Raw genomic sequence first — 26,744 nt, forward strand, 5'->3', positions numbered from 1 at the left:
TATGATGAGAACTTTTACTTTTGTCGTGCTCGCATTATTGTGCACGGCCGATCGGACTAATGCCTCTTTAACCACGCCATTTATTGGCTTAGGGAAATTTAGCCAAATAAAGCTTAAATCTAAAACCGTTTCCGCGGACACAGGTCTTGTTGCTGCATCCTCCACCAATCCAGAACTTTCGTTTCAAGATCTCTTATTTAAGAGCAGACTTGATTCGCTGGAAAAATCTGTGCCTTTAAATTACAACGAGCATGTTCGGGGCTACATCAATATTTATCTCAACAGGAAAGAGCAGATTGGCAAAATGCTTGGATTATCCAACTATTACTTTCCAATATTCGAAAAAGTTTTGATGGAAGCAGGACTTCCCAATGAGTTGAAGTTTCTTACAGTAATTGAGTCCACTCTGAATCCTCACGCAGTTTCGAGATCCGGGGCTGTCGGGCCATGGCAATTCATGTATACCACTGCAAAAGGTTATGGCCTGGTGATGGATAGTTATGTGGATGAACGTAAAGATCCGGTCAAAGCAAGTTATGCTGCTGCGCATTATTTCGTAGATGCATACAAAAAAATAGGAGATTGGCTATTAACCATTGCCGCTTTTAATTGCGGAACCGGAGCAGTTACCAGGGCTATAGTTAAGTCTGGCGGTATACCTGACTTTTGGAGAGTTCGTGCATTTCTACCTAAAGAAACCCAGAATTATGTTCCTGCATTTATTGCTACAGTGTACGCAATGAACTATTACCAGAATCACGGAATTGAGTCGAGGCCTCCAGGATTTAATATTTTCACAGATGTTATTCAGGTCAACAAAATGCTGTCGATCCATAGTGTCGCTAAAGCAGCCAATCTGGATTTAAAAGAATTATTAATTCTGAACCCTTCGTATAAAAAGCAGATTATTAACGGCTCTGTTCAGAATCCTAAATCTTTAGTAATTCCGGATGTCGCTAAGGGTGCATTTGCATCGCTATACAATGTACTGAATGGCCTTGAAAACGAATATCCGGAGACGATTACAGCTTTGGGTAAATCAGCTTCGACTGAAGGGCCAGGCCAGAACATTCGCTTGTCAGCAATACCAAAATCTTCCGTCAAAGGACCTGAAACCCCTTACATGAATTATATCGTAAAAGTGGGGGATACATTATCGGGTATAGCAGAGAAATTCAGCGGAATGACGGTTTCAAAAATAAAAGCACTCAACGGCTTAACAAAATCGGCCATCAACCCAGGGATGAAGCTTATAATCAATCGATTATGATCAATGGAATTCATCGGTTAATAATCCTCTGAGCCCGGTTTTATTCATTATATCAAAGAAAAGAATTGTAATTTTGACGCACAAATCAATTCCCAATCTTAATGAGTAAGACTAATCGTAAACAAGATGCACTTGACTATCATTCGCAGGGCCGGCCCGGAAAGATCCAGGTGGTCCCAACAAAACCCACTAATTCTCAACGTGATCTTTCCCTGGCTTATTCTCCCGGTGTTGCGGAACCGTGTCTAAAAATAGCTGATAATAAAGAAGATGTTTATAAATACACTGCAAAGGGTAACCTCGTTGCAGTTATTAGTAATGGATCTGCAGTTCTTGGCCTGGGTGATATTGGCCCCGAAGCGAGTAAGCCTGTTATGGAAGGCAAGGGATTGCTGTTTAAAATATTTGCAGATATTGATGTGTTTGATTTGGAACTCGATACCAAAAACATCGACGAATTTGTAATGATCGTCAAAGCTCTTGAACCTACTTTTGGGGGAATAAACCTCGAGGATATTAAAGCTCCTGAATGCTTTGAGATTGAACGCAGGCTCAAAGAAGCCATGTCAATTCCAGTAATGCACGACGATCAGCATGGTACTGCCATTATTTCTGCAGCCGCGCTCATAAATGCATGTGAATTACAAAAAAAGAAGCTCGAAAAGATTAAGATTGTCGTAAACGGTGCGGGAGCAGCGGCCATTTCGTGCACACGTTTGTACGTAAGTCTTGGCGCGAAGCTGGAAAATATTGTGATGCTCGATCGCTCGGGTGTCATTCGTAAAGACCGTGATAATCTCGAGGGTACGAAAGCGGAGTTCGCAACAAAAAGAACTATTAGCACTCTGGCCGACGCCGTTAAAGATTCTGATGTATTTATTGGTTTATCATCGCCCGATGTGCTTACCGCGGACATGCTAAAGACAATGGCGAAAAATCCAATTGTCTTCGCAATGGCCAATCCTGATCCGGAAATTGCTTATGAGCTGGCAGTTAAAACAAGGAAGGACATTATTATGGCTACCGGCCGATCTGATTATCCTAACCAGGTGAATAACGTTCTCGGTTTCCCCTACATCTTTAGAGGTGCATTGGATGTAAGAGCTACAGGCATTAATGAGGAGATGAAAAAAGCCGCCGTTTTTGCAATTGCTGAACTAGCTAAAAGGACAGTTCCAGAGGCTGTAAATCTTGCGTATAACTCCCGGAACTTAAAGTTCGGTAAAGACTACATTATTCCTAAACCCATCGATTTCAGACTGATCACCACGGTATCACCTGCGGTAGCTCAAGCTGCAATTGATTCGGGGGTTGCAAGAAAAATCATTACCGATTGGGAGGCTTATAATGAGGAGCTGAAAAACCGGTTGGGGATGGATGATAAGATCCTGAGGGCTGTAACCAATAAAGCCAAATCATCGCCTAAACGGGTCGTATTTGCGGAAGCTGATAATTATAAAATATTAAAGTCTGCTCAAATAGTAAAGGATGAAGGAATAGCTATACCAATTTTGCTGGGTAATAAAGAGCGGATCAGGCAGATTATCGCGGACCATGAACTGGAACTTGAAGGTGTGGAGATAATTAATCCCATGGAGGAAAAAGCTATTTCTGCCCAGTTTGCTGAATACCTTTATAAGAAACGTCAGCGTCGGGGAGTCACGCTCTCAGAGGCTAAGAAGCTAATGCGCGACCGTAATTATTATGGCGCTAGTATGGTTCAAGTCGGCCAGGCTGATGCGTTGATTTCAGGCCTCACTAAAGATTATGGGACCACAATAAAGCCTGCGCTTCAGGTTATAGGAATTGAAGAAGGGGTGAACCGTGTAGCAGGGATGTACATGATGCTCACTAAAAAGGGCCCCGTATTTTTTGGAGATACAACTGTAAATGAAAATCCCACTCTCGAGGAATTAGTGGATATCACCGTGTTAATTGACCGGGCGGTAAAGAAGTTCAATATACAGCCAAGGATCGCAATGTTATCTTACTCTAACTTTGGATCTAATGATGGCATAGTGCCCGAAAAAGTGCGTCAGGCTGTGAAGATACTTCATCAAAAGTATCCCGAAATTATTGTGGATGGCGAAATGCAGGCCAATTTTGCTATGAATGCTGATCTATTGAAGGATAATTATCCTTTTAGTGCTTTAAATGGAGCTCCAGCAAATGTACTGATGTTTCCAAACCTCGAATCGGGAAATATTGCGTATAAATTGCTTCAGGAACTTGGCGGTGCAGAAGCCGTAGGGCCTATACTTCTGGGACTTAAGAAACCTGTGCATGTATTGCAGCTTGATAGCTCTGTAAGGGAAATTGTAAATATGGTGACTATTGCTGTTGTTGATGCGCAGACAAAGGAAGAACAGGAAGTCTCCTCGCGTAAAAGGGGTCTTTTCAGTCGTGTTAATAAATCTCAGAAATAAATAGAATGTACGCGTATATTGATGGAAAACTTGTTTTTAAGTGTCCTACGTATGTTGTTATAGATGCAGGCGGAGTTGGGTACCATATTAACATATCACTTAATACCTATGCAGCTTTAAATGATGCCGAGCGATGTAAGCTTTACACATGGCTTCATGTTAAAGAAGACGGTCATACTTTATATGGGTTTTTTGATGAGGGAGAGAGGCGCTTGTTTTTGCACCTGATATCTGTCTCGGGGATCGGTCCCAATACGGGCAGAATGATACTATCATCAATAACACCTGCGGAAATACAGATTGCAATTGTCAAAGGTGATGTTCCATTAATACAGAGAATTAAGGGTATTGGGCCAAAATCTGCACAGCGAATGATTTTGGAATTGCAGGATAAACTGAAGAAAGAAGGACCGGACTCATTGATTTCGATGCCTCACAATATTACCGCGATGGATGAGGCGTTATCAGCCTTGGTGATGCTTGGCTTTAATAAAAATATAGCTGAAAAAGCTTTGGACGCTGCCGTGAAATCAGAAGGCGAAGGTTTAACAGTTGAACGTTTAATTAAAATAGCTCTTAAAAGCTTATAATTAATATCAATTTTTGGAAGTTGAAAAGTGCAGCGTTGTTTAATATGGGTAGAGTCTGCTTCTTCTTGTTTGCTCTATTGAGCGGACAGGTTTTAGCACAAAATACCGTATCAACCAAAGACACATCGAGACTTACTTATCCTTTTGCAGATTCGCGATATATTCAGTTAAAGCGAGCCACAGGCATCACCCTTCCCAACCCTTCAAATATTCAACGCAGTATTGAATTCGACCCGATATCAAAACGCTACATTATCCGTGAGAAAATTGGAGATCGTTTCTACCGTTCGCCCCAGTATTTAAGTATTGAGGAGTATCAGAAATATGAGAATGAGCTTATTAAAAAAAATTACTGGCGCGAACTTGCTGACCTACCCTTAGTTGAAGCGAGGGAACCTGGTTTTATCCCCCCGGTAAAGATCAACAGCAAATCTTTTGAAAAAATATTTGGAGGATCAACGATTGATATCCGGCCTCAAGGCTCCGCTGATTTAACGTTTTCTGGAAGGATAAACAGGAATGAGAACCCCCTGTTTAACGAAAGGCAAAGAACCCAGGGTAACTTCGATTTTGATCAGCGGATTCAGATGAATGTGGTTGGTCAGATAGGGGAAAAATTAAGGATAACCACGAATTATAATACCGAAGCCCAGTTTGATTTTGAAAATCAGATTAAGCTTGACTACACCGGAAAAGATGATGAGATTATCCGAAAAATTGAGGCCGGAAATGTAAGTCTCCCGTTAAGCACGTCATTGATATCCGGCAGCCAGGCCTTGTTTGGATTAAAGACTCAGCTTCAGTTTGGGCGTCTGAACGTAACTACGGTATTCTCTCAGCAAAAATCCCAGCAACGTGAGATAACGATAACTAACGGTTCACAGCAAAATGAATTCGCTATTTCAGCCGACAATTACGAGACCAACAAACACTATTTTCTGGCCCAGTATTTCAGGAATAATTATAACAAGGCTCTCGAAAATACGCCCATAATAAATTCGAACATCAATATTACAAAAATTGAAGTCTGGGTTACGAACCGGGCAAACAGCACGGTAAACTCCAGGGACATTCTGGGGCTCATTGATCTTGGTGAAAATAAGGTTTACAATACCGCACAGGTACGTGGAGGAGCGGGGTTTTCAGGCCTGCCAGCCGGATTTGCAGGACCTGGATTTACACAGCAGTCTAATAATCTTTTACAGGTTTTGCCGCCCGGGGTAAGGCAGACTAACAGTAATGACGCGATAACTTTTTTTCAGGCAAATAGAGAAACTGACAACTTTGCAAAGCTGACTTTCGCACGAAATCTTACCGACAAAGAATTTACTTTAAACCCCAGACTGGGATATATATCACTTAATACTTCTCTAAACGCAGACGAAGTGCTGGCCGTTGCTTTTCGGTATACTGTAAATGGGGTTGAATATCAGGTAGGAGAATTTTCGACGGATGTTTTAGTTGATAATACCACTCCCCAGGTGCTCTTTGTTAAGCTCCTAAAGAATGAGACTCTCAAAACGAGTTTACCAACCTGGGACCTGATGATGAAGAATATCTATTCACTGGGGGCTTATGAGGTCAGTCGCACGGATTTCAGACTAAATATTTTCAGATTGGGTGAAGATACAGGAGTGGAAACTCCTCAAATTACAGAAGGGCAAAATACCATTGGAAAGCTCTGGCTTCAGTTGACAAATCTTGATAATCTCAATCAACAGAATGACAGGCGGCCGGATGGCTTTTTCGACTTTGTTGAAGGGATAACTATAGACCCACGAAATGGCCGGATAACCTTCCCGCTCATCGAACCATTCGGGTCAGACCTGGCAAGACGCTTCAATCCAGTTTCTGAAAGAAATCTTATCGATAAATATGTTTACCAGCCCTTATATGATTCAACGAAGGTACTCGCTCAACAGCTTTTCGCGCGGTTAAACAGGTATCAGATTCGGGGTACTTATCAATCGCAGGCAGGCTCAGTATTTCAACTAAACGCGATTAACGTTCCGCAGGGGTCTGTTCAGGTTGTGGCAGGTACTCTACAACTTCAGGAGGGTGTTGATTTTACAGTAGATTATAACGGCGGGATGGTGAGCATTATTAACCAGGCATTACTTAATTCCGGGCAGCCTATCCGAATTAAACTTGAAAATAATGAGCTTTTTGGACTGCAGCAACGGTCTTTAACAGGATCGAGGTTCGATTACCGGGTTAGTAATAAGCTAAACCTCGGCGGAACTTTTATGAATCTTACAGAAAAGCCCCTCACGGAGAAAGTCAATATTGGAGAGGAACCGATTTCCAATACTATTTGGGGTCTCGACGCAAATTATAGTTCGGGTTCCCGGTGGTTAACGCGGATGGTAGATAAAATTCCTTTTATCAATACTAAAGAGCCTTCCACCTTAACATTTAATAGCGAGTACGCACACCTGGTTCCTGGTCATCCGCGGGCATTGAACTTTGCCGGAAGCAGGAACGGCGCCAGTTACCTGGATGATTTTGAAGCAAGCAGATCACTAATTGATATAAAAAGTGCAATTGCCTGGCAGATTTCAGGAACCCCGCAACTGTTCCCTGAATCCCGCCTGTCAAATGACCTGGCCTATGGCTATAACCGCGCCCGATTGGCTTTCTATAATATTGACCCGATATTTTTCGTGAGCGGAAATTCACTGACCCCGGACAATATACGCAAGGATAAAAAGGAGCTTTCCAATCACTATGTTCGACAAGTTTTTGAACGAGAGGTTTTCCCATTCAAAGAATCTTCTACGGGACAGGCAATTATTTTACCAACTTTTGATCTCGCATTTTATCCGCGCCAGCGGGGCCCTTATAACTTCAGCCCTTCAGCCCTAAACCCCGATGGTACCCTGTCTAATCCGAGAAACCGTTGGGGAGGAATCTTTAGAAAGTTGGAGACCAATGATTTTGAAGCGCTGAATATTGAATTTATAGAGATGTGGATGCTTGACCCTTTTATTTACAATACTACGGGTCAGGGTGGAGATGTTTATTTTAACCTTGGAAATATCGCCGAAGATATTTTAAAAGATGGGCGGAAAAGTCTGGAAAACGGATTACCTGTAGATGGTAATATTGCTAAAACTGATGCCACCCAATGGGGACGTGTTCCTAAACTCCAACCGGTTATTCAAGCTTTTGACAATAATTCCGGTGCCCGTGCTTTTCAGGACGTGGGAATCGACGGGCTGTCCAGTACCGACGAAAGACAGCAGTTTGCACCATTTTTGACTCAGGCAAAGGCATCCATAAATTCCCAGGCAGGTATTGTGCTCGACGAAGACCCCGCATCAGATGATTTTCAATACTACCGGGGTTCAAACCTGGATCAGCAAAATGCAGGGATATTAAAACGCTACGAAAAATATAATAACCCGGAAGGGAACTCTAAAACACCGGAGCAATCAATTGCACAAACTGGTATTGAAAATACAGCGGCAACATCTTTACCCGATGGTGAAGATATTAACCGGGATAATAATTCTACTCAGGCGGATGAATATTATCAATATAAAGTATCAATTCGCCCACAGGATCTGGCGAGTGTAGGAACTAATTATATCACTGACATCGTTCCTGCTACAGTGCGGTTAGCCAACGGTTCGACCGAAACTGTGCGTTGGATCCAGTTTAAAATCCCGGTAACTGATTATGTACAGAAAGTAGGGAACATAGAGGATTTCAAGTCCATTCGTTTTATCAGGATGTTCATGACAGATTTCGTGGACACTGCCGTATTGCGCCTCGCGAAACTGCAGTTGGTAAGGGGTGAATGGAGAAGATATAATTCAGAAAATAATCCGACGAAAGTCCTGGCTGATCCTTCCTTAATAAATCCAGGATTGGATAACTCGTCTATCGACGTAACGGCTGTCAATATCGAGGAGAATGGAAAGCGTACTCCGATTCCTTATGTGCTTCCCCCCGGGATTACCCGCGAGCAGGACATTACAAATTTCCGGGGGGTGTCCCGGCAAAATGAGCAATCGCTTTCTCTGGCAGTACGTAACCTCCGTGATGGTTATGGGCGGGCTGCATTCAGAACTACGTATAACGATTTCCGTTCTTACAGACGGTTGGAAATGTTTATTCATGCTGAAGGAGACCAGGTTCGGGATAATGATTTGCGCGCTTTCCTTCGGGTTGGTACGGATAATCAGGATAATTATTATGAATATGATATTCCGCTTAAGATAACGCCTCCCGGATCCAGCGACCCTGCCACTATCTGGCCCAGCCAGAACAAACTTGACATTGAGCTTAGTTTATTTCAGGTCGCTAAAGCTGCCCGAAATAATGCAATATTTAATGGGCAACCATGGCCAATCAACCGCCCCTTCATTTACCAGGATGGCGTAAATACCATTATTGTAAAAGGTCAGCCCGACCTTAGTAAGGTTAGGGTTTATATGCTTGGTGTACGTAATCCTCTTCGAAATCCGGCAAGTCCTGGTGGAGATGACGGCCTGGATAAAATAGCACAAGTATGGTTCAATGAACTTCGTCTGACAGATTTCGACGAACGGGGAGGATGGGCGGCGACCGCCCGTCTAAACGCGAAGTTGGCAGACTTTGCAGATATTACTCTCTCCGGAAGCAAAAGCACTATTGGCTTTGGTTCAATCGATAAAAGAGTAAGCGAGCGTAACCGCGAAGATGATGTGCTTTTCGATCTTTCGGGAAATGTAGAGTTAGGAAAATTTTTTCCGGAACGAACAGGAATAAAGGTGCCCCTGTATGTTAATTTTTCATCTCAAGTGGGCAGCCCGCAGTACGATCCGAGGAATCAGGATACTGAATTCAGGCAAGTCTTGCAAAATGCTCCGGGACGTATCCGGGATTCTCTTCGGTTCATTACGGAGGATTATAGTTCGCGTAAGAGCATTAACTTTACGAACGTTCGGAAGATCAAAACCAATCCCGAAAGCAAAGTTCACTTATGGGATATTGAAAACCTAAGTGCAACCTATGCTTTCAATGCGTTCAACCACCGGGATTACATTAACGAAAGTACAATCCAAAAGACATATCGTGCAGGCGTGCAATACAATTATGCAAAGCAGGCGAAATCTATTACGCCTTTTGAGAAACTTATAAAGTCTAAAAGTCTGGCCCTCATCCGTGATCTCAATTTCAGTTTATTGCCTTCAATCCTTAACTTCAATATCAGTGTTGACCGCCTATATTCTGAAAATACTTTAAGAGATAATGATCCAAACAACTTCCTTCCTATAAACACTAACTTTAATAAAAATTTCCAAATGTCCCGGCTGTACGGTATAAGCTGGAATTTAACCCGTTCGATGCAATTGGATTTTAATGCCACCAATTTTTCTGTTATTGACGAACCTGACGGTCGGATTAATGGACTTAAGCGGGACACCTTATGGCAAAACCTTAAAAAATTGGGTCGCACGACTGATTATAATCATAGCTTGAATCTTACCTACAATCTCCCGATAAATAAAATCCCGGGACTTGATTGGGTGAATATATCTACGGCTTATCAGGCAGGTTTTAACTGGCAGACTGAACCGCTGATTACTTTGAGAGATCCTCTTATTGATGTCGGAAACACTATACAGAACTCTCGTGCGATACGAGTTAATCCCGGCTTAAGTCTAACCGGGTTATACAACAAGTTTGGATTTGTACGGTCGGCGGCCCAGGCAGAGAATGGAGCAGCTAAGTTCTTTATCAATTTGCTGACCAGCTTAAAAACTGTTAACGGCACCTATTCAAAAACTCAGGGCACTTTTCTGCCGGGTTATTTACCTTCGACTGATTTCCTTGGACAGGATGTTGACGCCAGTGCCCCCGGTTATGATTTCCTGTTAGGAAACCAAAAGGACATAAGGGGAAGAGCGCTTCGAAATGGATGGATCACCCAGGATTCACTTTTGAATCAATTATACATCACAACCGACCGTGAGGATATGAACTTCCAGGCATTGATCGAACCGATCAGAGATATGCGCATCCAGCTTACAGCTGTTAAAGGACAAAATTTTAATTACTCAACAAATTTTAAATTTCTTCCTTCCACTAATAACTTTGAGAATCTCAGCCCAATTACAACCGGGGATTATACAATCTCTTATTTTACTCTTAGAACCGCATTTGCGAAAGAAAATAAGGATAACAATTCCTCCAGACTTTTTACACAGCTTGAAGAGAACCGGGCAATTATTTCAAGGAGATTAGGACAAACTAATCCGAATTCAGCAGGAACGAGCGGAGGTTATGCTGATGGATATAACAAAGGGTCCCAGGATGTGCTGATCGCGTCATTCCTTGCCGCGTATACAGGTAAGGATGCAAATAAAGTTTCCCTTAATCGCTTTCCTAAAATACCCGTGCCTAATTGGAATTTAACTTATAACGGGCTAAGCAAATTCAGCCTATTCAATGATATATTCACCTCTTTTGACCTGCGACACGGTTATCGTTCTACTTACACAGTGAATGGCTTTAATTCACTTGTACGTTATCAGGAAACTAATGGTGCTGTCAGCGTGAGGGATGCAAACGCCAATTTCCTTCCATTTTACCAGTTTTCGCAGGTCACCTTATTCGAACAATTCCAACCTCTCTTTGGAGTTGATATGCGACTAAAGAATAATATGACCTTAACGATGGAGTATCGTAAATCGCGTGCACTAAGCTTCAGCCTTGCAAATACCCAGATTGCTCAGCAGAAAGAGGATAATGTCGTGTTTGGATGGGGATATCGAACCACTAAGTTCAGATTTCCTTTCGGATTATTCAAAGGACTTAAAATGGATAATGATATGACGTTTAAGCTTGATTTCGCATTAAGCGACAGGAAAAACGTCATATACCGCGCCGACGTTCTTGATGCAGAGGTTTCGTCCGGCGACCAGAGAATCACCATCCGTCCAAATGTGGATTATGTGCTGGATCAGCGTTTCACAATCCGTATGTTTTACGATGGCAATATTACCAGGCCTTATACTTCGCAAACATTTAATACGTCGTTTAGTAATTTCGGGGTGAATTTGAGGTTTACGTTGTAGAAGCAAGAACCTCGTCTGAGCTTGGACGAATGGGGTCCCTCGCTTCGCTTCGGGATGACGGCAGTCAGCTTTGGTGGAGGGGGGAGATTTCTCCTCGCGGTATAGGGCTTCTGAATGAAAAACATGCAGTCGCTCGTCGAAATGTGCCCCTTAATAAATCCATGGTTAATTTATTGGAGTCACTTCCTTCGGTTGGGTACAAGCTTTCATGTTATTGAGAAGCGGAACTTTTGGGTACTATTAACTTAAAAGCGGACAATATTTCGACGAGCTTACCACACTGGAATGATGTACTTTGTACGTGCAGCGAGGAGAAATCTCCAGTCCCCCAAACCGGCCCCGTCCTCCCGAAGCGAAGCGAGAGACCTCATCTCTACAAATAACATTGCTAATAAAGGCATATCATATCTTCTGCAGAATTACCCCCAAATTTAACACTCTCAAGGACACCGGCTCTCGGTTCTTTGATCCCTGTAAAGGAACAAGGACAAGACACTTTATTCTTTACTCTTTGTTCTTTGCTCCCTTTAAAGTATTTTTGCACTTTAAAACCATCTAGAAAATGAATTTCCCCGAAGAATTAAAATATACAAATGATCACGAGTGGGTACGCGTTGAAGGTAATATAGCGTACGCAGGCATAACTGATTTTGCCCAGCACGAATTAGGAGACATCGTTTACATTGAAATTGACACACTTGGTAAAGAGGTAACAAAAGAAGATCAGTTTGGAACTGTTGAGGCTGTGAAAACTGTATCTGATCTTTTGATGCCAATTACTGGAACTATAAAAGAATTAAATAAGAAGTTGGACACCAACCCGGAACTTGTTAATACCGATCCGTATGGAGATGGTTGGATGGTTAAGATTGAGATATCTGATCTTTCACAGCTTGATAAGCTATTGTCTGCTTCCGATTATAAGACTCTGGTGGGGGCATAAATGTTAAAAACCCTAAGGTACCAGTATCTGGCCATTCTGTGGGCAATATTTACTTTGATAATGTGCGAGATGCCGATGTCGGATCCGGGCAGCAGTTTAGGCGTCACTTTTTTCGAAGGATTTGACAAACTAGCGCATACTGGTTTCTTTTTTGTGCTTACCGTTCTTCTTTTTTACGGAAAAATAAAAGAGCAAAGCAGTTACACTTACAGAACATTAACCATACTTAAAATACTTGTAGTAACGTTAGCTTTAGGAGTTTTGATCGAAGTTTTGCAGATAACAATATTTACATACCGTGCTGCAGAATGGTGGGATCTATTTGCTGATATGACGGGTGTTGGTATGGGGATTTTCAGCTATATCCTTTTACATAGAATCCGATTTAATGAAAAATTGTTGTAAGATATTATGCCTTTTGGCACTGTTGAGTCTGGGATCTTGCGGAATCTTCAACAAAGGATGCAAGTGTCCTCAGATCAGCAAGTATCAGCAGGTTTTCGTACCAGGAAATAATTGATTTTATTGCTTTAAATAGACGCCCATCTATTTGGAATTAATTTAATTAAGCTTTATTTTTGTTCATAATTTGTAAATATGAGGCTTTCACAATTAGAACCGGGTCAAACAGGAATAATCAAGGAATTTACTGATCTTGAGATGTCGATAAAACTCATGGAGATGGGCTGTTTGCCAGGTGAATCCATTGTTGTAGAACGCATTGCTCCGCTCGGAGATCCCATGGCAATAACCGTTTCCGGATACTCTCTAAGCCTTAGGAAGCACGAAGCTTCTACAATAATAATGCAATAATAAGTGAGTCAGGAGTTAAGGGTAGCACTGGTTGGGAATCCCAATTCGGGAAAATCTACGCTATTTAACGTTCTTACCGGACTCAGTCAAAAAATAGGCAATTTTCCTGGTGTTACTGTTGAAAAGAAGGAGGGTTTTACGACTCTGCCTGATGGACGTTTAGTCCGTATAATTGATCTGCCAGGCACCTATAGTTTTTATCCTAAAAGCAGGGATGAGCGAATCGTTATGGATGCCCTTGCCGATAAAACAAGTCCGGTGCATCCTGATTTAATTGTATTCGTTGCCGACGCGTCTAATCTTAAAAGAAACTTACTTCTGTTTTCACAGGTTGCGGATTTGCGGATTCCCATTATCATTGCGTTAAACATGATGGACCTGGCCAGCAATGCCGGGATTGAAATAGCTGTAGATGAACTTGCTTTAAAATTGGGTGTTCAAATAGTGGCAATTTCAGCCAGGAGAGGTGAAGGGATCCAGGAGTTGAAAACTGCAATTAGTCAGAGCAGCTCCATCGCTACACAGTTCAGTTCAATTGATATACCCTCTCTGGCACCGGATCTTGTCCATGCAATTCGCAGAGATCTGAACATACCATATCCATATGTTGCACTTCAGCTGGCACATCAGCATGAACAGCTCTCATTCCTGTCGACTGAGCAGAACACCCGGATCGAAGAGATAAAAAGTGAGTTTTCTTTTAACTCTCAACAATTGCAGGCAGCTGAAACCATAGGGAGATATAATTTCATAAATGACGTCCTTTTTGACACGGTAAAATTGAATAATGACCCGGGTAAAGAGACAATGAGTAATAGAATTGATAATATTCTTACCCACCGTGTATTTGGCTTTATAATCTTTTTTGCAATTCTCTTCCTCATCTTCCAATCCATATTTGCATGGTCTGAATATCCCATGTCGCTTATTGAAGGCTTGTTTATCTGGATGACAAATATTGCACACCAATATTTGCCTTCAGGTGTTTTCAGCGATCTCATGATCGATGGAGTACTTGCAGGATTGAGCGGCGTTTTGATATTTATACCCCAGATCGCTATTCTATTTGCTTTTATATCCATTCTGGAAGATACAGGCTATATGTCGCGCGTTACGTTTATGATGGACAAGATCATGCGGAAGGTTGGCCTTAGCGGGAAATCAATTGTACCAATGATTGGGGGCTTTGCATGTGCAGTTCCGTCCATTATGAGCACCCGTAATATTGAGAACTGGAAGGACAGAATGATCACCATTATGGTTACTCCTTTAATAGCTTGTTCTGCGCGTTTACCAGTATACACTCTCCTTATCTCAATGGTGGTACCCGATCTGAAGATTTGGGGATTTATTAACATGCAGGGAATAGTTTTAATGGCCTTGTACGTGTTAAGCATTGTCAGCGCTATTGTTGTCGCCTTGGTAATGAAGGTAATTATTAAGTCACGTGAACGTGGTTATTTCATTATGGAACTTCCTGTTTACAGGATGCCAAGGTGGAACAACGTACTACTTACAATGTATCGGAGCGTTAAAACATTTGTTTTTGAAGCGGGTAAGATTATTATAGCTGTTTCTATTGTTTTGTGGGTGCTATCTTCATACGGACCATCAGCCAGATTTGATATCATTGAAAAAAAATACCAATCAGTATCTTTAAACAAAGCGTATACGTCGAAGGAAATTGATCGGATGGAATCTTCCGAGAAGCTGGAAAATTCGTATGCGGGGATACTGGGAAAAGTTATAGAACCCGTCATCAAACCGCTAGGTTTCGACTGGAAAATAGGCATCGCACTGATTACCTCATTTGCAGCACGGGAAGTTTTTGTCGGAACAATGGCGACCATTTACAGCGTGGAGGCAGACGATTCAAATATGGCTTCTGTCAGGGATAAAATGCTGGCTGCTAAGAATCCCGAAACAGGTTTGCCGGTATTTACAGTTGCAGTGGCATTCTCCCTGATGGTTTTCTATGCATTTGCGATGCAATGCGTCAGTACTATCGCAATTGTCGCCAGGGAGACAAAAAGCTGGACCTGGCCTGCCATACAATTTGCTTACATGACCACACTGGCTTATATTGCAAGCTTAGTAGTTTACCAGATATTAAAGTAAAAATTGGATAAAGTTAACGTATTGAGTAATTATCTGCCAGCGGGTGCAGCGCCCCTTATTGCACGTTGGATAGATTATTTCAAGTGTGAATTTAAAATATCGAGAGGGCGCAGCACAAAATATGGGGATTACCGGCATCCTTTCAAGGAGGAAGGTCACAGGATTTCTGTAAATTATAATCTTAACCCCTATGCATTCTTAATTACTACTGTTCATGAATTTGCCCATCTGCTAACCTGGAACGAACACAAGCGAAAAGCCAAGCCTCATGGGCTGGAGTGGAAGAGCAATTTTAAACGAATGATGAAGCCATTCTTTGATCAAGCCATTTTTCCACCGGATGTGAAGCATGCAATTGTTAATTACCTGGAAAATCCTTCAGCTTCCAGTTGTACCGACCTTAACCTATTCAGGGTTCTTAACCGCTATGATAAAAAGCCCGAGGGAGTTATACATGTTGAAAAACTACCGATCAACAGCCTCTTCTCATTTAAGAATAACCGCGTTTTTAAGAAAGGTGATCTGGTGAGAAAAAGGTATAAATGTGTCGAAGTGAAGACAGGGGCAGTGTATCTGTTTAGTCCGCTTTCGGAAGTAATATTGGTGAGCTAATTTTCTTCGACGACCATACAAATTTAACCGCGGAGATCGCAGAGAATGCGCAGAGTGCGCAAAGGTTTCCACAAAGTTTTGACAATCAGTTAACTCTGCGAACACTGCGTGAAACTTTGCGGCCTCCGCGGTTAAATAATCGCCTTGATGGTTCTTGTTCGTCAATAATCCAAAAGCCTGCTCACCTGTTCACCAATCCTCCCCTTTGCAAGAAAATTATCCTCTAAAGCCTTATTCATCGGTATAGCAGTATCCAAACTTGCACATCGCACCACCGGTGCATCCAGATATTCAAAGCAGTGTTCTGCGATGTGAGCACTGATCTCTGCACCGAATCCTCCCGTTAAAGTATCCTCATGGAGTATAATTACCTTCCCTGTTTTTTTCACTGATTTTACTACCGAATCCTTATCCCAGGGCTGCAGGCTCCGCAGATCAATCAGATCGGCTGATAGTTCCGGGTGTTCATCTAAGTATTCGATTGCCCAGTGAACACCAAGCCCGTAGGTTATGATACTTAATTGTTCTCCATTTCTCAGAACTTTTGCCTTACCAATTTCAAGTGTAAAGTAATCGTCATAGACGGGCTCAGATATTGCCCGGTAAAGATATTTATGCTCAAAAAACATCACCGGGTTTGGGTCATCTATAGCGGCTGCTAAAAGGCCCTTAGCATCAGAAGGGAAGGCGGGGTAAACAACTTTAAGACCGGGAGTTTTGGTAAACCATGCCTCATTACTTTGCGAATGAAACGGACCTGCTCCAGAACCCGCACCTGTAGGCATTCGAATCACAACATCAGCTTTTTCAGCCCAACGGTAGTGGGTTTTCGCAAGGTTGTTAATTATCTGATTGAACCCACAGGTCACGAAATCAGCAAACTGCATTTCCATAACTGCTTTGCAGCCATTTATAGAAAGCCCAAGTGCTGCACCCACAATCGCCGATTCACAAATAGGGGTATTTCGAACCCGTCCTTTTCCAAACTCCCCGACAAATCCTTGTGTGATTTTAAATGCCCCGCCATATTCAGCAATATCCTGGCCCATGATAACCATTTCAGGAAATTTCTGCATGGATTGCCTCAAACCATCACTAATAGCATCGATATACCTTATGTCTGTTTTACTTAATGGATTTAAGGGTCCGATCGGCATTCCTGAATATGGGGCATACATATCATTTACCTCAGTATCTGTATTAGCGGCAATTTCTTCTTCCGCAAATGCAAGTTCAATTTCGGCTTCAATTTCAATCTTAAAATCTGCACGGATCTCGCTTATCAGGTGCTGATCAATAATTTTTTCATTTAGCAGATACTCTTCAAAATTTTTAAGCGGATCTTTTTTCTCCCATTCTTCAAATAATTCCTGTGGGATATACTTTGTTCCAGATGCTTCTTCGTGGCCCCTCATTCTAAACGTCATACATTCGACGAGTACCGGCCGTGGTTTTTGTCTGATATCGAGTGCAATATCGTTTATGGTGTGATAGACTTCAAGTATATTATTACCGTCAATTCGATGTCCTTCCATGCCATAACCAATCGCCCTGTCAACAAGGTTCTTGCAGCGATATTGCTCATTGGTAGGTGTTGAAAGCCCATAGGCATTGTTTTCGATAATAAATATAACAGGAAGATCCCAAACAGCAGCAACGTTCAGGGCTTCGTGAAAATCCCCCTCACTGGTAGCTCCTTCACCTGTGAAAACCAGGGTTGCATGTTTTCGATCTTTCAGTATATCAGCCAAAGCAATGCCATCTGCCAATGCCAGCTGTGGACCCAGGTGGGAGATCATTCCAATAATCTTAAACCGTTTAGTTCCAAAGTGAAAAGACCTGTCCCGGCCTTTGGTAAAACCTGAGCTTTTTCCTTGCCATTGCGCCATTAATCGGGATAAGGGTATATCCCGGCTGGTGAACACACCCAGGTTGCGATGCATAGGCAGAATGTATTCATCGGGATGCATAGCGAGGGTTGTCCCTACAGCAATTGCTTCCTGGCCTATACCCGAAAACCACTTGCTGATTTTCCCCTGCCTCAATAAGATCAGCATTTTCTCCTCAATCATTCTTGGCTTGAGCAGATGCTTATAAAATTTTATCAGGCTTTTATCGCTTAGATCTTTCGGGTCAAAATTCATTTCTCAACTTTTACCCATCTGACTCCACTGTTTACTAAATGATTCCTTCGCAACTTCCGGCAGGCTCCTATGTTTCCCCCAACTTTTTTTAAAGAACATTTTTAAAAAAGTATTTTTCCAGCCACCGCCTAACATGTCCATCATTTTTCTTTTCATCATGCCCATTTTCCACCCCCTCCAAGCTAACTTTTCCGACCCCGGATTTAAGCCTTCTTTTACTGAATCTCGCCGGTTTAACAAAAGTATCTTATGAATATCGATTTTAACAGGGCAAACTTCTGAGCACTTTCCACAAAGACTGGACGCATAACTAAGATGTTTGAACTCTTTCATTCCTGCCATATGCGGTGTAATGATTGATCCAATTGGCCCACTGTAGGTAGTTTCATAGGTATGCCCACCTATATTTTTATAAACCGGGCAGGCATTCAAACATGCGCCGCAACGAATACAGTATAATCCCTGACGCTGGTCTTTTTGTGCCAAAAGATTCGTTCGTCCATTATCCAGTAAAATGACATACATTTCTTCAGGGCCATCGGTTTCATTGTTTTGTTTCGGACCACCCAAAATTGTGTTGTATACAGTAAGATTTTGGCCTGTTCCATGCGTAGACAAAATGGGCCAAAACAGGTCAAGGTCTGATATCGAAGGTATGATCTTCTCAATTCCAACGATAGCTATGTGGATTTTCGGGAAGGTCGTTGTAAGCCTTGCATTTCCTTCATTCTCGGTTAGGGCAATACTTCCGCTGTCCGCGATAAGAAAATTTCCACCCGTTATTCCTACATCAGCAGAGGTATATTTTTCTCTGAGCAACTCCCGGGCTTTTAGAGTTAATTGCTCGGGTGTTGCGTCGACAGGAGTTCCAAATTTTTCATTGAAGAGTTTCGCAATATCTTCCTTGCTAAGATGCATTGCAGGGGTAACGATGTGATATGGTTTTTGTCCAAGTAGCTGCACGATGTATTCACCAAGGTCGCTTTCTAATGTACTTATGCTGTTCTGTTCAAGAAATTCATTCAGGTGAATTTCTTCCGTAACCATCGACTTTGACTTAATAACAGTTTTTGCGTTTGCTTTTTTTAGAATATTGAGTATTTCGTTATTTGCTTCGGCAGCATCATTTGCCCAAATTACCTTGCCGCCTTTACGTTGAAAGTTGGATTCAAACTCTGGCAAAAGTTTATCCAGGTTTTCCATAACCTTCCATTTGATTGTATGAGCCTTACGTTTGGAATTCTCCAGGTTGAAAAATCTGGAAAGGCCTCTGGAAACTGCCGTGTCGTACTTGCCAATATTGTTGTTGATAATGCGTCTGTGATCCAGGTCAAATGCTTTAGATGCGGATGTGGTAACGAATTCAGATGCCAATTTACTCATGCTGCGAATTTAGGTATTTAGAATCACTGGTGTCCGGTAAAATGATTGTACTTTTCGACCCCGAAGGTGGTCGTAGGTGTCTGAAATTTTCACATACGACCACCTTCGGGGTCGCGCAAAAGGCTAGAATAATTTCCTCTATAAACATGTGACCACCTTCGGGGTCAAGCCTACTCTATCATTCATCACCGGCAAGTGCAATTGCCCGCTTCGATGCTGACCGAAACCTAAGAACAAAGAGGTTGCCGGTTTACGTTAGAAATTAGGAGACACTTATCGTGAGTTCGGCATATCATTCTTCACATCAACCACCGGTCTTTTATCGCGGTTTGCCAGGTCCCAACCGGTATAGAATACAAGCTGCGCCCTTTTTGCTAATAAATCAAAATTGATCTTTTTAACCTCGTCAGATGCTTTGTGGTAATCTTCGTGAACTCCGTTAAAATAAAACACGATTGGTATACCATGCTTAGCGAAATTATAATGATCTGAACGATAGTAAATACGTTCAGGATCTTGGGGATCATTGTATTTGTAGTCGATCTTCATTTTGGTGTAAACCGCATTGGCATTTTCGCTGATTTTGTGAAGATCGGTACTGAGTTTATCAGAACCTATCAGGTAGCAATAATTGGCCGAATCCGCAGAGCCTTTATATTCTTCACCAGTTCTGCCTATCATATCGATATTCAGGTCCGTTATAGTATTGGCTAATGGATAAATGGGATTCTCTGAATACCATTCAGAACCTAGAAGGCCTTTTTCCTCGCCGGTAACAAGCAGGAATAAAATACTTCTTCGAGGACCTTTACCGTCTTTTTTAGCTTTTGCATATGCTCTGGCAATCTCTAGTACTCCAGTTGTACCGGAACCATCATCATCTGCACCATTGTTAACCTTATCCTTTCCACCGTCTGTAGTCAATCCGATATGGTCATAATGTGCAGAAAAAACAAGAACCTCGCTTTCCAGATCTGAACCTTCAAGATATCCAAGAACATTTACTGACTGAACGTCTTTCAAAGTGGGGCCGTAGTTTATAGCTACAGTTGAACTTACGGTTTGTGATTGAGGAGTGCTACTGTTATCGATTGCAGATTTCAGGCCGTCGAAAGTTTTACCTGAATTCTTCAGCATAAGATTAGCCATTTCAGGAGTTGTATAAACAATCGCCGCTGATCCCGCACGTGTTGAGGTAGCAGGACTATTTGGTTTTTTCAGACTTAACCTTCCTGTGGCAGGACGATATTGTTTTAGTGAATTGCTCACATCCGGGCTTACTGCGATGATCAGGGAGGGGCCTTTCGCCATAATATTCTGAAGGCGTTTGCTGCGGCTGCTTGTCCAGTCGGAGGGAGTGCCTGTTTTACTGATGGCAGAAACGCCATTTGCCATAGGTTCACCTTTATTGATCAGCATCACCACTTTATCTTTGATATCGATATTTTTCAGATCGTCGTAATTTTCTGAACTGATTCCATATCCCACAAATACAATATCACTAGCTTTAATTTCTTTTGAAGCGCCGCTACCAGTAAATAGATAATCTTTACCGATAGTAAGGTCTGTTCCATTTACATTAAATGAGCTTACTTGAAAAGAAGTCTCTACCAAAGGTACATCTTGAAAATACGATCCGTTTACAGGAGCAGTCAGGCCAAGTTTTTTAAATTCAGCTGCTATATAATCTGCAGCTTTCTTACCCCCTGGTTTGCCTGTTTCTCTTCCCTCAAATTTATCTGAAGCAAGTATTTTCAAATGTTTTTTACCAAGTTTAGGAGTTATTATCCTGGCATATTTTTCAGCAATCGGGTCTTGTGCAAATCCTTGTATTGATAGGCCTACCACAAGAAAGGCCCAAAGTAATTGTTTAATATTCATATAAATGATTAGTTTAAAATTAGCAGGATATTTTATTTACCCTTTTGCCGTGACGTCCGCCCTCGAAGACTGAATGTAAAAATTTAAAAGTAATTTCTTTAGCGAGTTCGGCAGTAACAAAGCGAGCCGGGATGCAAAGTACATTCGCATCGTTATGACTTCTTGCTAGCTCAGCGAGCTCTCCATTCCAGCAAATCGCCGCCCTAATGCCCTGGTGTTTATTGGCAGTAATAGCCACTCCATTTGCACTTCCGCAGATTAAGATACCCAGGTCAAATTCTTCACTCTCAACAGCATTTGCCACGAGATGGGCGAAATCAGGATAGTCGACAGAATCACTGTCGTGAGTTCCAAAATCCTTCACATTATATTCGTTAAGAAAATCTATCAGGATCTTTTTGTATTCGAAACCGGCATGATCTCCTCCAATCGCAATGCTTAAATTTTTGTTCATCTTACAAATCTATGATTTTAATAAAATCAAACCGGCAGCGTCAATCACTAATTCTTGTAGAATTCGATCTCAGCCTGTTTTTTGCGACGCTCTACCGCGGCTGACACGTATATACTTGCTTCGTAAAGTAAAAACAAAGGCAGGCTGACCGTAAACATTGTTATAAGATCGGGAGTTGGTGTAACCACAGCTGCTATAATCAGGATAATAACCGTTGCATACCGCCTGGAAGAACGCATAAATGCCGGGGTCATGATACCCAGCTTAGAAAGTATATAAATAATTATCGGGAGTTCAAATATTAAGCCGGCACCAATCGTAAGAGTAGCTAAAATTGAGAAGTAAGAGTCGATTTCAATATTATTATTGATGATTGAACTTACTTCATAATTTGAAAGGAAGTTTATTGACAATGGCGAAATGATATAATAGCCAAACAAAACTCCTGTAATAAATAACAATGATGCCCATAATACGAAGCCTGATGCCGAATTACGCTCATTCTCATGCAGAGCTGGTTTGACAAATCGCCAGACCTCGAATAATAAATAGGGGAATCCTAAAACGATACCAATCATCAGGGAAGAATTAAGCTGCAATGTAAATTGCCCTCCCAGTTGAGTATTTATTATAATGAAGTTAAGTTTCGTTACGCAGAAATCTGCACCGAGGTTAAACCTCTCGGTAGCTGCACACATCATTCTGTAAGTCCAGAAATCCGTTTGTCCCGGAGCCATGATGATTTTGGTAAAAATAAAATCGTAAAAGCTAAAGGCGAGAATGGTGAATACGACTATTGCGATAGCAGCTCTGATTAAATGCCCGCGCAGAACATCCAGATGGTCAAAAAATGACATCTCTGCTTCAATAGTTTTTCCTTTTTCCTGTATTGCCTTAATCAGGTTGGTGGGTTCTTCGCTCATAATTTTCTAAAACAAAAATACCATTCTGTTTTACAAGAGAATGGTATTCTTAGAATATTTAATGATCATCTGTTTATTTGTGACAGTCAGATTCAATGACCACAAGCAAACAAACGAATTTTGCATTCAATTAGTTTTATTCAGCTTACTCAGTGAGATCAAAACTTTCCATGAACTTGGTTGTAAAGTTACCAGCCCGGAAATTCGGATCTCTCATCAATCGTAAATGAAAAGGTATTGTTGTTTTAACTCCCTCAATGACAAATTCGCTGAGCGAACGTTCCATTGTGCATAATGCTTCTTCACGCGTTTGAGCTACGCAAATCAGTTTAGCAATCATTGAATCGTAGTTCGGCGGAATCTGGTAACCTGCATAAACATGGGTATCAACACGGACTCCATGCCCCCCTGGCGAGTGAAAATGTGTTATCAGTCCCGGAGATGGTCTGAAATTATTAAAAGGATCTTCTGCGTTTATTCTGCATTCAATGGCGTGCATTGCGGGAATATAATTCTTGCCAGAGATCGGAATTCCTGCCGCAACCTTAATTTGTTCTTTAATAAGGTCAAAATTAATAACCTCCTCCGTTACCGGATGCTCGACTTGGATTCTGGTGTTCATCTCCATGAAATAGAAGTTGCGGTGTTTATCAACCAGGAATTCGACCGTTCCTGCACCTTCGTAATTCACTGCCTGGGCACCTTTAATTGCGGCTTCTCCCATTCTTTCCCTCAATTCATCTGTCATAAAAGGAGAAGGGGACTCTTCCACCAGCTTTTGATGCCGGCGCTGTATAGAGCAATCTCTTTCAGATAGATGGCAAACTTTTCCGTACTGGTCGCCAACCACCTGGATCTCGATGTGACGCGGATCTTCTACGTATTTTTCAAGGTAAAGGCCATCATTTCCAAACGCTGCCGCTGATTCCTGTTTCGCAGAATCCCATGCTGGCTCAAATTCCTGGTCATTCCACACAATACGCATACCGCGCCCACCACCGCCGGCAGTGGCCTTTAGAATAATCGGGTATCCTATTTCATTGGCGATCTTAATTCCCTCTTTAACATCGCTAAGTAAACCTTCAGAACCGGGTATAATAGGAACGCCGGCAATTTTCATCGTTTCCTTGGCAGAAGCTTTGTCTCCCATTCCGTTAATCTGGTCGGCAGTTGCACCAATGAATTTAATTCCATAATCGTGGCAGATTGCTGAAAACTTGGCATTTTCAGACAAGAATCCATATCCGGGATGTATGGCATCGGCATTGGTTAGTTCAGCGGCAGAAATAATATTTGGGATGCTTAGATATGAATCTTTACTTGGGGGCGGCCCGATACAAACGGCTTCATCAGCGAATCGTACATGTAAGCTATCGCGATCAGCAGTAGAATATACAGCTACGGTTTTTACACCCATCTCTTTACAGGTACGGATGATCCGTAAAGCTATCTCACCACGATTTGCAATAAGTATTTTCTTGAACATAGATTTATTTGTCGATATGAATTTACTTCAACAGGGGATATCAATTAGCAAGTGATAACGCTTATGCCGGTTCAACCAGGAATAAAGGTTGGTCATACTCTACCGGGCTGGCATTATCGACCAGTATTTTTACTATCCGGCCTGTAACTTCAGATTCGATTTCATTGAATAGTTTCATAGCTTCAATAATGCAAAGTACCTGACCTGATTTTATCTCGTCTCCTACATTTGCCAACAAAGGTTTATCAGGGTTGGCCGATCGGTAAAATGTACCTATCATAGGCGACTTAACCGTAATATAATTAGAAGCTTCATCTTTCACTGAAGCCGGAGGTGCTGGGCTCGCGCTTGAAGCTGCTGCGGGTTGCGGCGCAGCAAACGCCTGCTGAGTAACCTGTGCAGGCGCAGCGGTAATATAAGTCGGCGCCTGATTGGTCTTTATGGTAATTTTAAACTCTTTCTGCTCAATTGATACTTCATTTACTCCAGATCTGGAAACAAACTTAATGAGTTCCTGAATTTGTTTAATATCCATATGTTATAGTTTAGTTTTCGATTAATCTAATGTATAATAAAAATTTTATTTCTGAACTGGATTTCACAGTTGAATTAAATTCCCCTGAGGTGGTTGTTGGACACCTTCCTGCCGGCTGGCTGTCAACTGTCCACCCGATGGCTATCGGATCTCAACTTAATAAGCCCACTTCAAATAAATAGAACCCCAGGTGAATCCTCCACCAAATGCCGCCAGAATAACGTTATCTCCTTTTTTGAGCTTACTTTCCCATTCCCATAAACACAGGGGAATGGTGCCATTAGTAGTATTTCCGTATTTTTCGATATTGATCATAACTCTGTCTGGATCAATGCCTGTGCGGTTGCTGGTAGCATCAATAATTCTTTTGTTAGCTTGGTGGGGTACCAGCCATGCGACGTCATTCGCGCTAAGATTGTTTCTTTCCATTACATCTGCGGCAACATCGGCCATATTTGTAACGGCAAATTTGAAAACAGCCTGACCCTCCTGGAAAAGAAAGTGTTCATCGTTATCGACGGTCTGATGACTTGCCGGCCTTAAAGAGCCCCCGGCTTTCTGATGAAGATATGGACCGCCGGCTCCGTCACTTTTTAGGATAGAATCGATTACTCCGTTTCCTTCAATATTTGGTTCAAGCAATACTGCCCCGCAACCATCACCGAAAATAATGCAGCTTGTGCGATCCTTATAATTTATGATTGAGGACATTTTATCTCCTCCCACAACTAAAACTTTTTGGTGCTTACCTGATTCGATAAATTGTGATCCTGTAGCAAGGCCAAACAAAAAACCCGAACATGCAGCGTTCAGGTCAAATCCCCAGGCATTATCGGCACCAATTTTATGAGCAAGAACATTAGCGGTTGCGGGAAACATCATGTCCGGTGTTGTGGTGCAGAAAATGATGAGGTCTATTTCCGAGGCACTAATGCCACGCTTTTTAAGTAATCCATTCACAGCTATAACAGCCATGTCGGATGTCCCGAGGTTCCCTTTAAGAATGCGGCGTTCCTTGATACCCGTGCGGGAGGTTATCCACTCATCATTAGTTTCAACCATGCCCTCCAGTTCCTTATTTGTTAAAATATAATCTGGCACGTAGCCATTAACGGCTGTTATTGCAGCATGAACTTTTGTCATAATATTTGGAATAATTATTTAAAAGCTTCTTTGATTTTGTCAATAAACTCAGCCTCTATCATCGTTCGACAAAGAAGGACCATATTTTTGATTGCCTCCGGACTGGAAATACCATGGCCGATTAAAACAGGAGCATTAACTCCCAGAATAGGACTGCCGCCATATTGTTCGTAATTGAAGCGGTCAAAGAACTCGTCTCTGAATCCTTTTTTTAGAGTCAGGATATAAAAGGTTTCAGCTAGTTTGAGCATCACATTTCCCGTAAATCCGTCACAGACAATAACGTCTGCTTTGTCATTGAACAGATCACGCCCTTCAATGTTTCCAATAAAATTCAGGTTAGTTTTTTGCAGAAGGGGAAATGTAGCCTGGGTCAGAACATTGCCTTTCTCTTCTTCCTCGCCAATATTCATTAAGGCCACCTTTGGATTGTGAACATTGTAAATATGTTCAGCATAAAGGCTACCTAAAATACCAAATTGAGCCAAAACTTCTGGCTTACAATCAGCATTAGCCCCAACATCAAGCATAATGCCGAAACCGGATTTTAATTTAGGGACATTAGTGGCGATCGCGGGACGAATTACACCCGCTACAGGTTTTACACTGAACATTGACCCAACAAGCATAGCTCCGGTATTACCGGCAGATGAAAATGCATCAATCTGCCCGTCCTTAAGATGCTGGAAGCCAAGACTTATACTGGAAGTTGGTTTTTGAAGCACAGCTTTTGCCGCATGTTCACCCATACCAATCATTTCCGTGGTATGAACGTATTCAAAAACGTCAGGATCGATCCCGTTTTCAGAGATCAGGGGTAAGGCTTGATTCTTATCGCCAAAAAGTACAATCTTTTGACCTGGCAATAAGGCTTTTTGGGCTTCTATAGCTCCCAAAACTGTGGCCTTGGGTGCGAAGTCTCCGCCCATTATGTCTAAGCCAATCTTCATTTCTGA

Annotated in this window: 18 protein-coding genes; 9 read left to right on the forward strand and 9 right to left on the reverse strand. The window is 42.0% G+C overall.

Annotation, left to right across the window (positions count from 1 at the left end):
• From ACLL8Z_RS10655 to ACLL8Z_RS10695, 9 genes are all read left to right on the forward strand, one after another.
• The coding region (locus ACLL8Z_RS10655) for a transglycosylase SLT domain-containing protein (RefSeq protein ID WP_411274768.1) at positions 1-1,270 on the forward strand (1,270 nt) is incomplete at its 5' end.
• A gap of 101 nt (positions 1,271-1,371) precedes the next feature.
• Positions 1,372-3,696 (forward strand): NADP-dependent malic enzyme, encoded by a 2,325-nt coding sequence (locus tag ACLL8Z_RS10660; protein ID WP_411274769.1) that lies wholly within the window; start codon positions 1,372-1,374, stop codon positions 3,694-3,696.
• 5 nt (positions 3,697-3,701) lie between these two features.
• A complete protein-coding gene (ruvA, locus tag ACLL8Z_RS10665) occupies positions 3,702-4,286 on the forward strand; it encodes a Holliday junction branch migration protein RuvA (RefSeq protein ID WP_411274770.1) in 585 nt (194 codons plus the stop codon).
• Between the two features lie 44 nt (positions 4,287-4,330).
• A complete protein-coding gene (gene sprA / locus ACLL8Z_RS10670; RefSeq protein WP_411274771.1) occupies positions 4,331-11,353 on the forward strand; it encodes a cell surface protein SprA in 7,023 nt (2,340 codons plus the stop codon).
• A 562-nt stretch (positions 11,354-11,915) separates the two neighbouring features.
• Positions 11,916-12,296 (forward strand): glycine cleavage system protein GcvH, encoded by a 381-nt coding sequence (gene gcvH, locus ACLL8Z_RS10675; RefSeq protein WP_411274772.1) that lies wholly within the window; start codon positions 11,916-11,918, stop codon positions 12,294-12,296.
• The gene (locus ACLL8Z_RS10680; protein WP_411274773.1) at positions 12,297-12,701 is read left to right on the forward strand and encodes a VanZ family protein; all 405 of its coding nucleotides are present in this window, start codon (positions 12,297-12,299) and stop codon (positions 12,699-12,701) included.
• A 192-nt stretch (positions 12,702-12,893) separates the two neighbouring features.
• Entirely contained in the window at positions 12,894-13,109 is a 216-nt protein-coding gene (locus ACLL8Z_RS10685; RefSeq protein WP_411274774.1) for a ferrous iron transport protein A, read from the forward strand.
• 3 nt (positions 13,110-13,112) lie between these two features.
• Positions 13,113-15,227: a ferrous iron transport protein B gene (gene feoB, locus ACLL8Z_RS10690; protein ID WP_411274775.1), complete on the forward strand. Its 2,115-nt coding sequence runs from the start codon at positions 13,113-13,115 to the stop codon at positions 15,225-15,227.
• A 3-nt stretch (positions 15,228-15,230) separates the two neighbouring features.
• Positions 15,231-15,839: a sprT domain-containing protein gene (locus ACLL8Z_RS10695; RefSeq protein WP_411274776.1), complete on the forward strand. Its 609-nt coding sequence runs from the start codon at positions 15,231-15,233 to the stop codon at positions 15,837-15,839.
• Positions 15,840-16,000: 161 nt separating this feature from the next.
• Here ACLL8Z_RS10695 and ACLL8Z_RS10700 read toward each other — a convergent pair whose 3' ends face one another.
• The 9 genes from ACLL8Z_RS10700 to plsX form a co-directional block, all read right to left on the reverse strand.
• The gene (locus ACLL8Z_RS10700) at positions 16,001-17,983 is read right to left on the reverse strand and encodes a thiamine pyrophosphate-dependent enzyme (RefSeq protein WP_411274777.1); all 1,983 of its coding nucleotides are present in this window, start codon (positions 17,981-17,983) and stop codon (positions 16,001-16,003) included.
• 3 nt (positions 17,984-17,986) lie between these two features.
• Entirely contained in the window at positions 17,987-19,366 is a 1,380-nt protein-coding gene (locus ACLL8Z_RS10705; protein WP_411274778.1) for a LutB/LldF family L-lactate oxidation iron-sulfur protein, read from the reverse strand.
• 273 nt (positions 19,367-19,639) lie between these two features.
• Positions 19,640-21,247, reverse strand: a complete 1,608-nt coding sequence (locus tag ACLL8Z_RS10710; protein WP_411274779.1) for a M28 family peptidase — start codon at positions 21,245-21,247, stop codon at positions 19,640-19,642.
• Positions 21,248-21,266: 19 nt separating this feature from the next.
• Positions 21,267-21,701, reverse strand: a complete 435-nt coding sequence (rpiB, locus tag ACLL8Z_RS10715; protein ID WP_411274780.1) for a ribose 5-phosphate isomerase B — start codon at positions 21,699-21,701, stop codon at positions 21,267-21,269.
• Between the two features lie 47 nt (positions 21,702-21,748).
• Positions 21,749-22,624, reverse strand: a complete 876-nt coding sequence (gene tatC, locus ACLL8Z_RS10720; RefSeq protein ID WP_411274781.1) for a twin-arginine translocase subunit TatC — start codon at positions 22,622-22,624, stop codon at positions 21,749-21,751.
• A gap of 145 nt (positions 22,625-22,769) precedes the next feature.
• Entirely contained in the window at positions 22,770-24,110 is a 1,341-nt protein-coding gene (gene accC / locus ACLL8Z_RS10725; RefSeq protein ID WP_411274782.1) for an acetyl-CoA carboxylase biotin carboxylase subunit, read from the reverse strand.
• 61 nt (positions 24,111-24,171) lie between these two features.
• Positions 24,172-24,645, reverse strand: a complete 474-nt coding sequence (accB, locus tag ACLL8Z_RS10730; RefSeq protein ID WP_411274783.1) for an acetyl-CoA carboxylase biotin carboxyl carrier protein — start codon at positions 24,643-24,645, stop codon at positions 24,172-24,174.
• Between the two features lie 156 nt (positions 24,646-24,801).
• On the reverse strand, positions 24,802-25,788 hold the full coding sequence (locus tag ACLL8Z_RS10735) for a beta-ketoacyl-ACP synthase III (RefSeq protein ID WP_411274784.1): 987 nt from the start codon (positions 25,786-25,788) through the stop codon (positions 24,802-24,804).
• Between the two features lie 14 nt (positions 25,789-25,802).
• Complete coding sequence (plsX, locus tag ACLL8Z_RS10740; protein WP_411274785.1) at positions 25,803-26,738, reverse strand: phosphate acyltransferase PlsX; 936 nt, start codon at positions 26,736-26,738, stop codon at positions 25,803-25,805.
• Positions 26,739-26,744 lie beyond the last annotated feature (6 nt).

It is taken from the genome of Daejeonella sp. (genome assembly GCF_046590655.1).
Taxonomy (GTDB): Bacteria; Bacteroidota; Bacteroidia; order Sphingobacteriales; family Sphingobacteriaceae; genus Daejeonella.

What these genes read in the sequence shown, in the direction of transcription:
- ACLL8Z_RS10660 (WP_411274769.1), top strand. Translation starts at nt 1,372, where the DNA reads ATGAGTAAGACTAATCGTAAACAAGATGCACTTGACTATCATTCGCAG.
- ruvA (WP_411274770.1), top strand. Translation starts at nt 3,702, where the DNA reads ATGTACGCGTATATTGATGGAAAACTTGTTTTTAAGTGTCCTACGTAT.
- sprA (WP_411274771.1), top strand. Translation starts at nt 4,331, where the DNA reads ATGGGTAGAGTCTGCTTCTTCTTGTTTGCTCTATTGAGCGGACAGGTT.
- gcvH (WP_411274772.1), top strand. Translation starts at nt 11,916, where the DNA reads ATGAATTTCCCCGAAGAATTAAAATATACAAATGATCACGAGTGGGTA.
- ACLL8Z_RS10680 (WP_411274773.1), top strand. Translation starts at nt 12,297, where the DNA reads ATGTTAAAAACCCTAAGGTACCAGTATCTGGCCATTCTGTGGGCAATA.
- ACLL8Z_RS10685 (WP_411274774.1), top strand. Translation starts at nt 12,894, where the DNA reads ATGAGGCTTTCACAATTAGAACCGGGTCAAACAGGAATAATCAAGGAA.
- ACLL8Z_RS10700 (WP_411274777.1), bottom strand. Translation starts at nt 17,983, where the DNA reads ATGAATTTTGACCCGAAAGATCTAAGCGATAAAAGCCTGATAAAATTT.
- ACLL8Z_RS10705 (WP_411274778.1), bottom strand. Translation starts at nt 19,366, where the DNA reads ATGAGTAAATTGGCATCTGAATTCGTTACCACATCCGCATCTAAAGCA.
- ACLL8Z_RS10710 (WP_411274779.1), bottom strand. Translation starts at nt 21,247, where the DNA reads ATGAATATTAAACAATTACTTTGGGCCTTTCTTGTGGTAGGCCTATCA.
- rpiB (WP_411274780.1), bottom strand. Translation starts at nt 21,701, where the DNA reads ATGAACAAAAATTTAAGCATTGCGATTGGAGGAGATCATGCCGGTTTC.
- tatC (WP_411274781.1), bottom strand. Translation starts at nt 22,624, where the DNA reads ATGAGCGAAGAACCCACCAACCTGATTAAGGCAATACAGGAAAAAGGA.
- accC (WP_411274782.1), bottom strand. Translation starts at nt 24,110, where the DNA reads ATGTTCAAGAAAATACTTATTGCAAATCGTGGTGAGATAGCTTTACGG.
- accB (WP_411274783.1), bottom strand. Translation starts at nt 24,645, where the DNA reads ATGGATATTAAACAAATTCAGGAACTCATTAAGTTTGTTTCCAGATCT.
- ACLL8Z_RS10735 (WP_411274784.1), bottom strand. Translation starts at nt 25,788, where the DNA reads ATGACAAAAGTTCATGCTGCAATAACAGCCGTTAATGGCTACGTGCCA.
- plsX (WP_411274785.1), bottom strand. Translation starts at nt 26,738, where the DNA reads ATGAAGATTGGCTTAGACATAATGGGCGGAGACTTCGCACCCAAGGCC.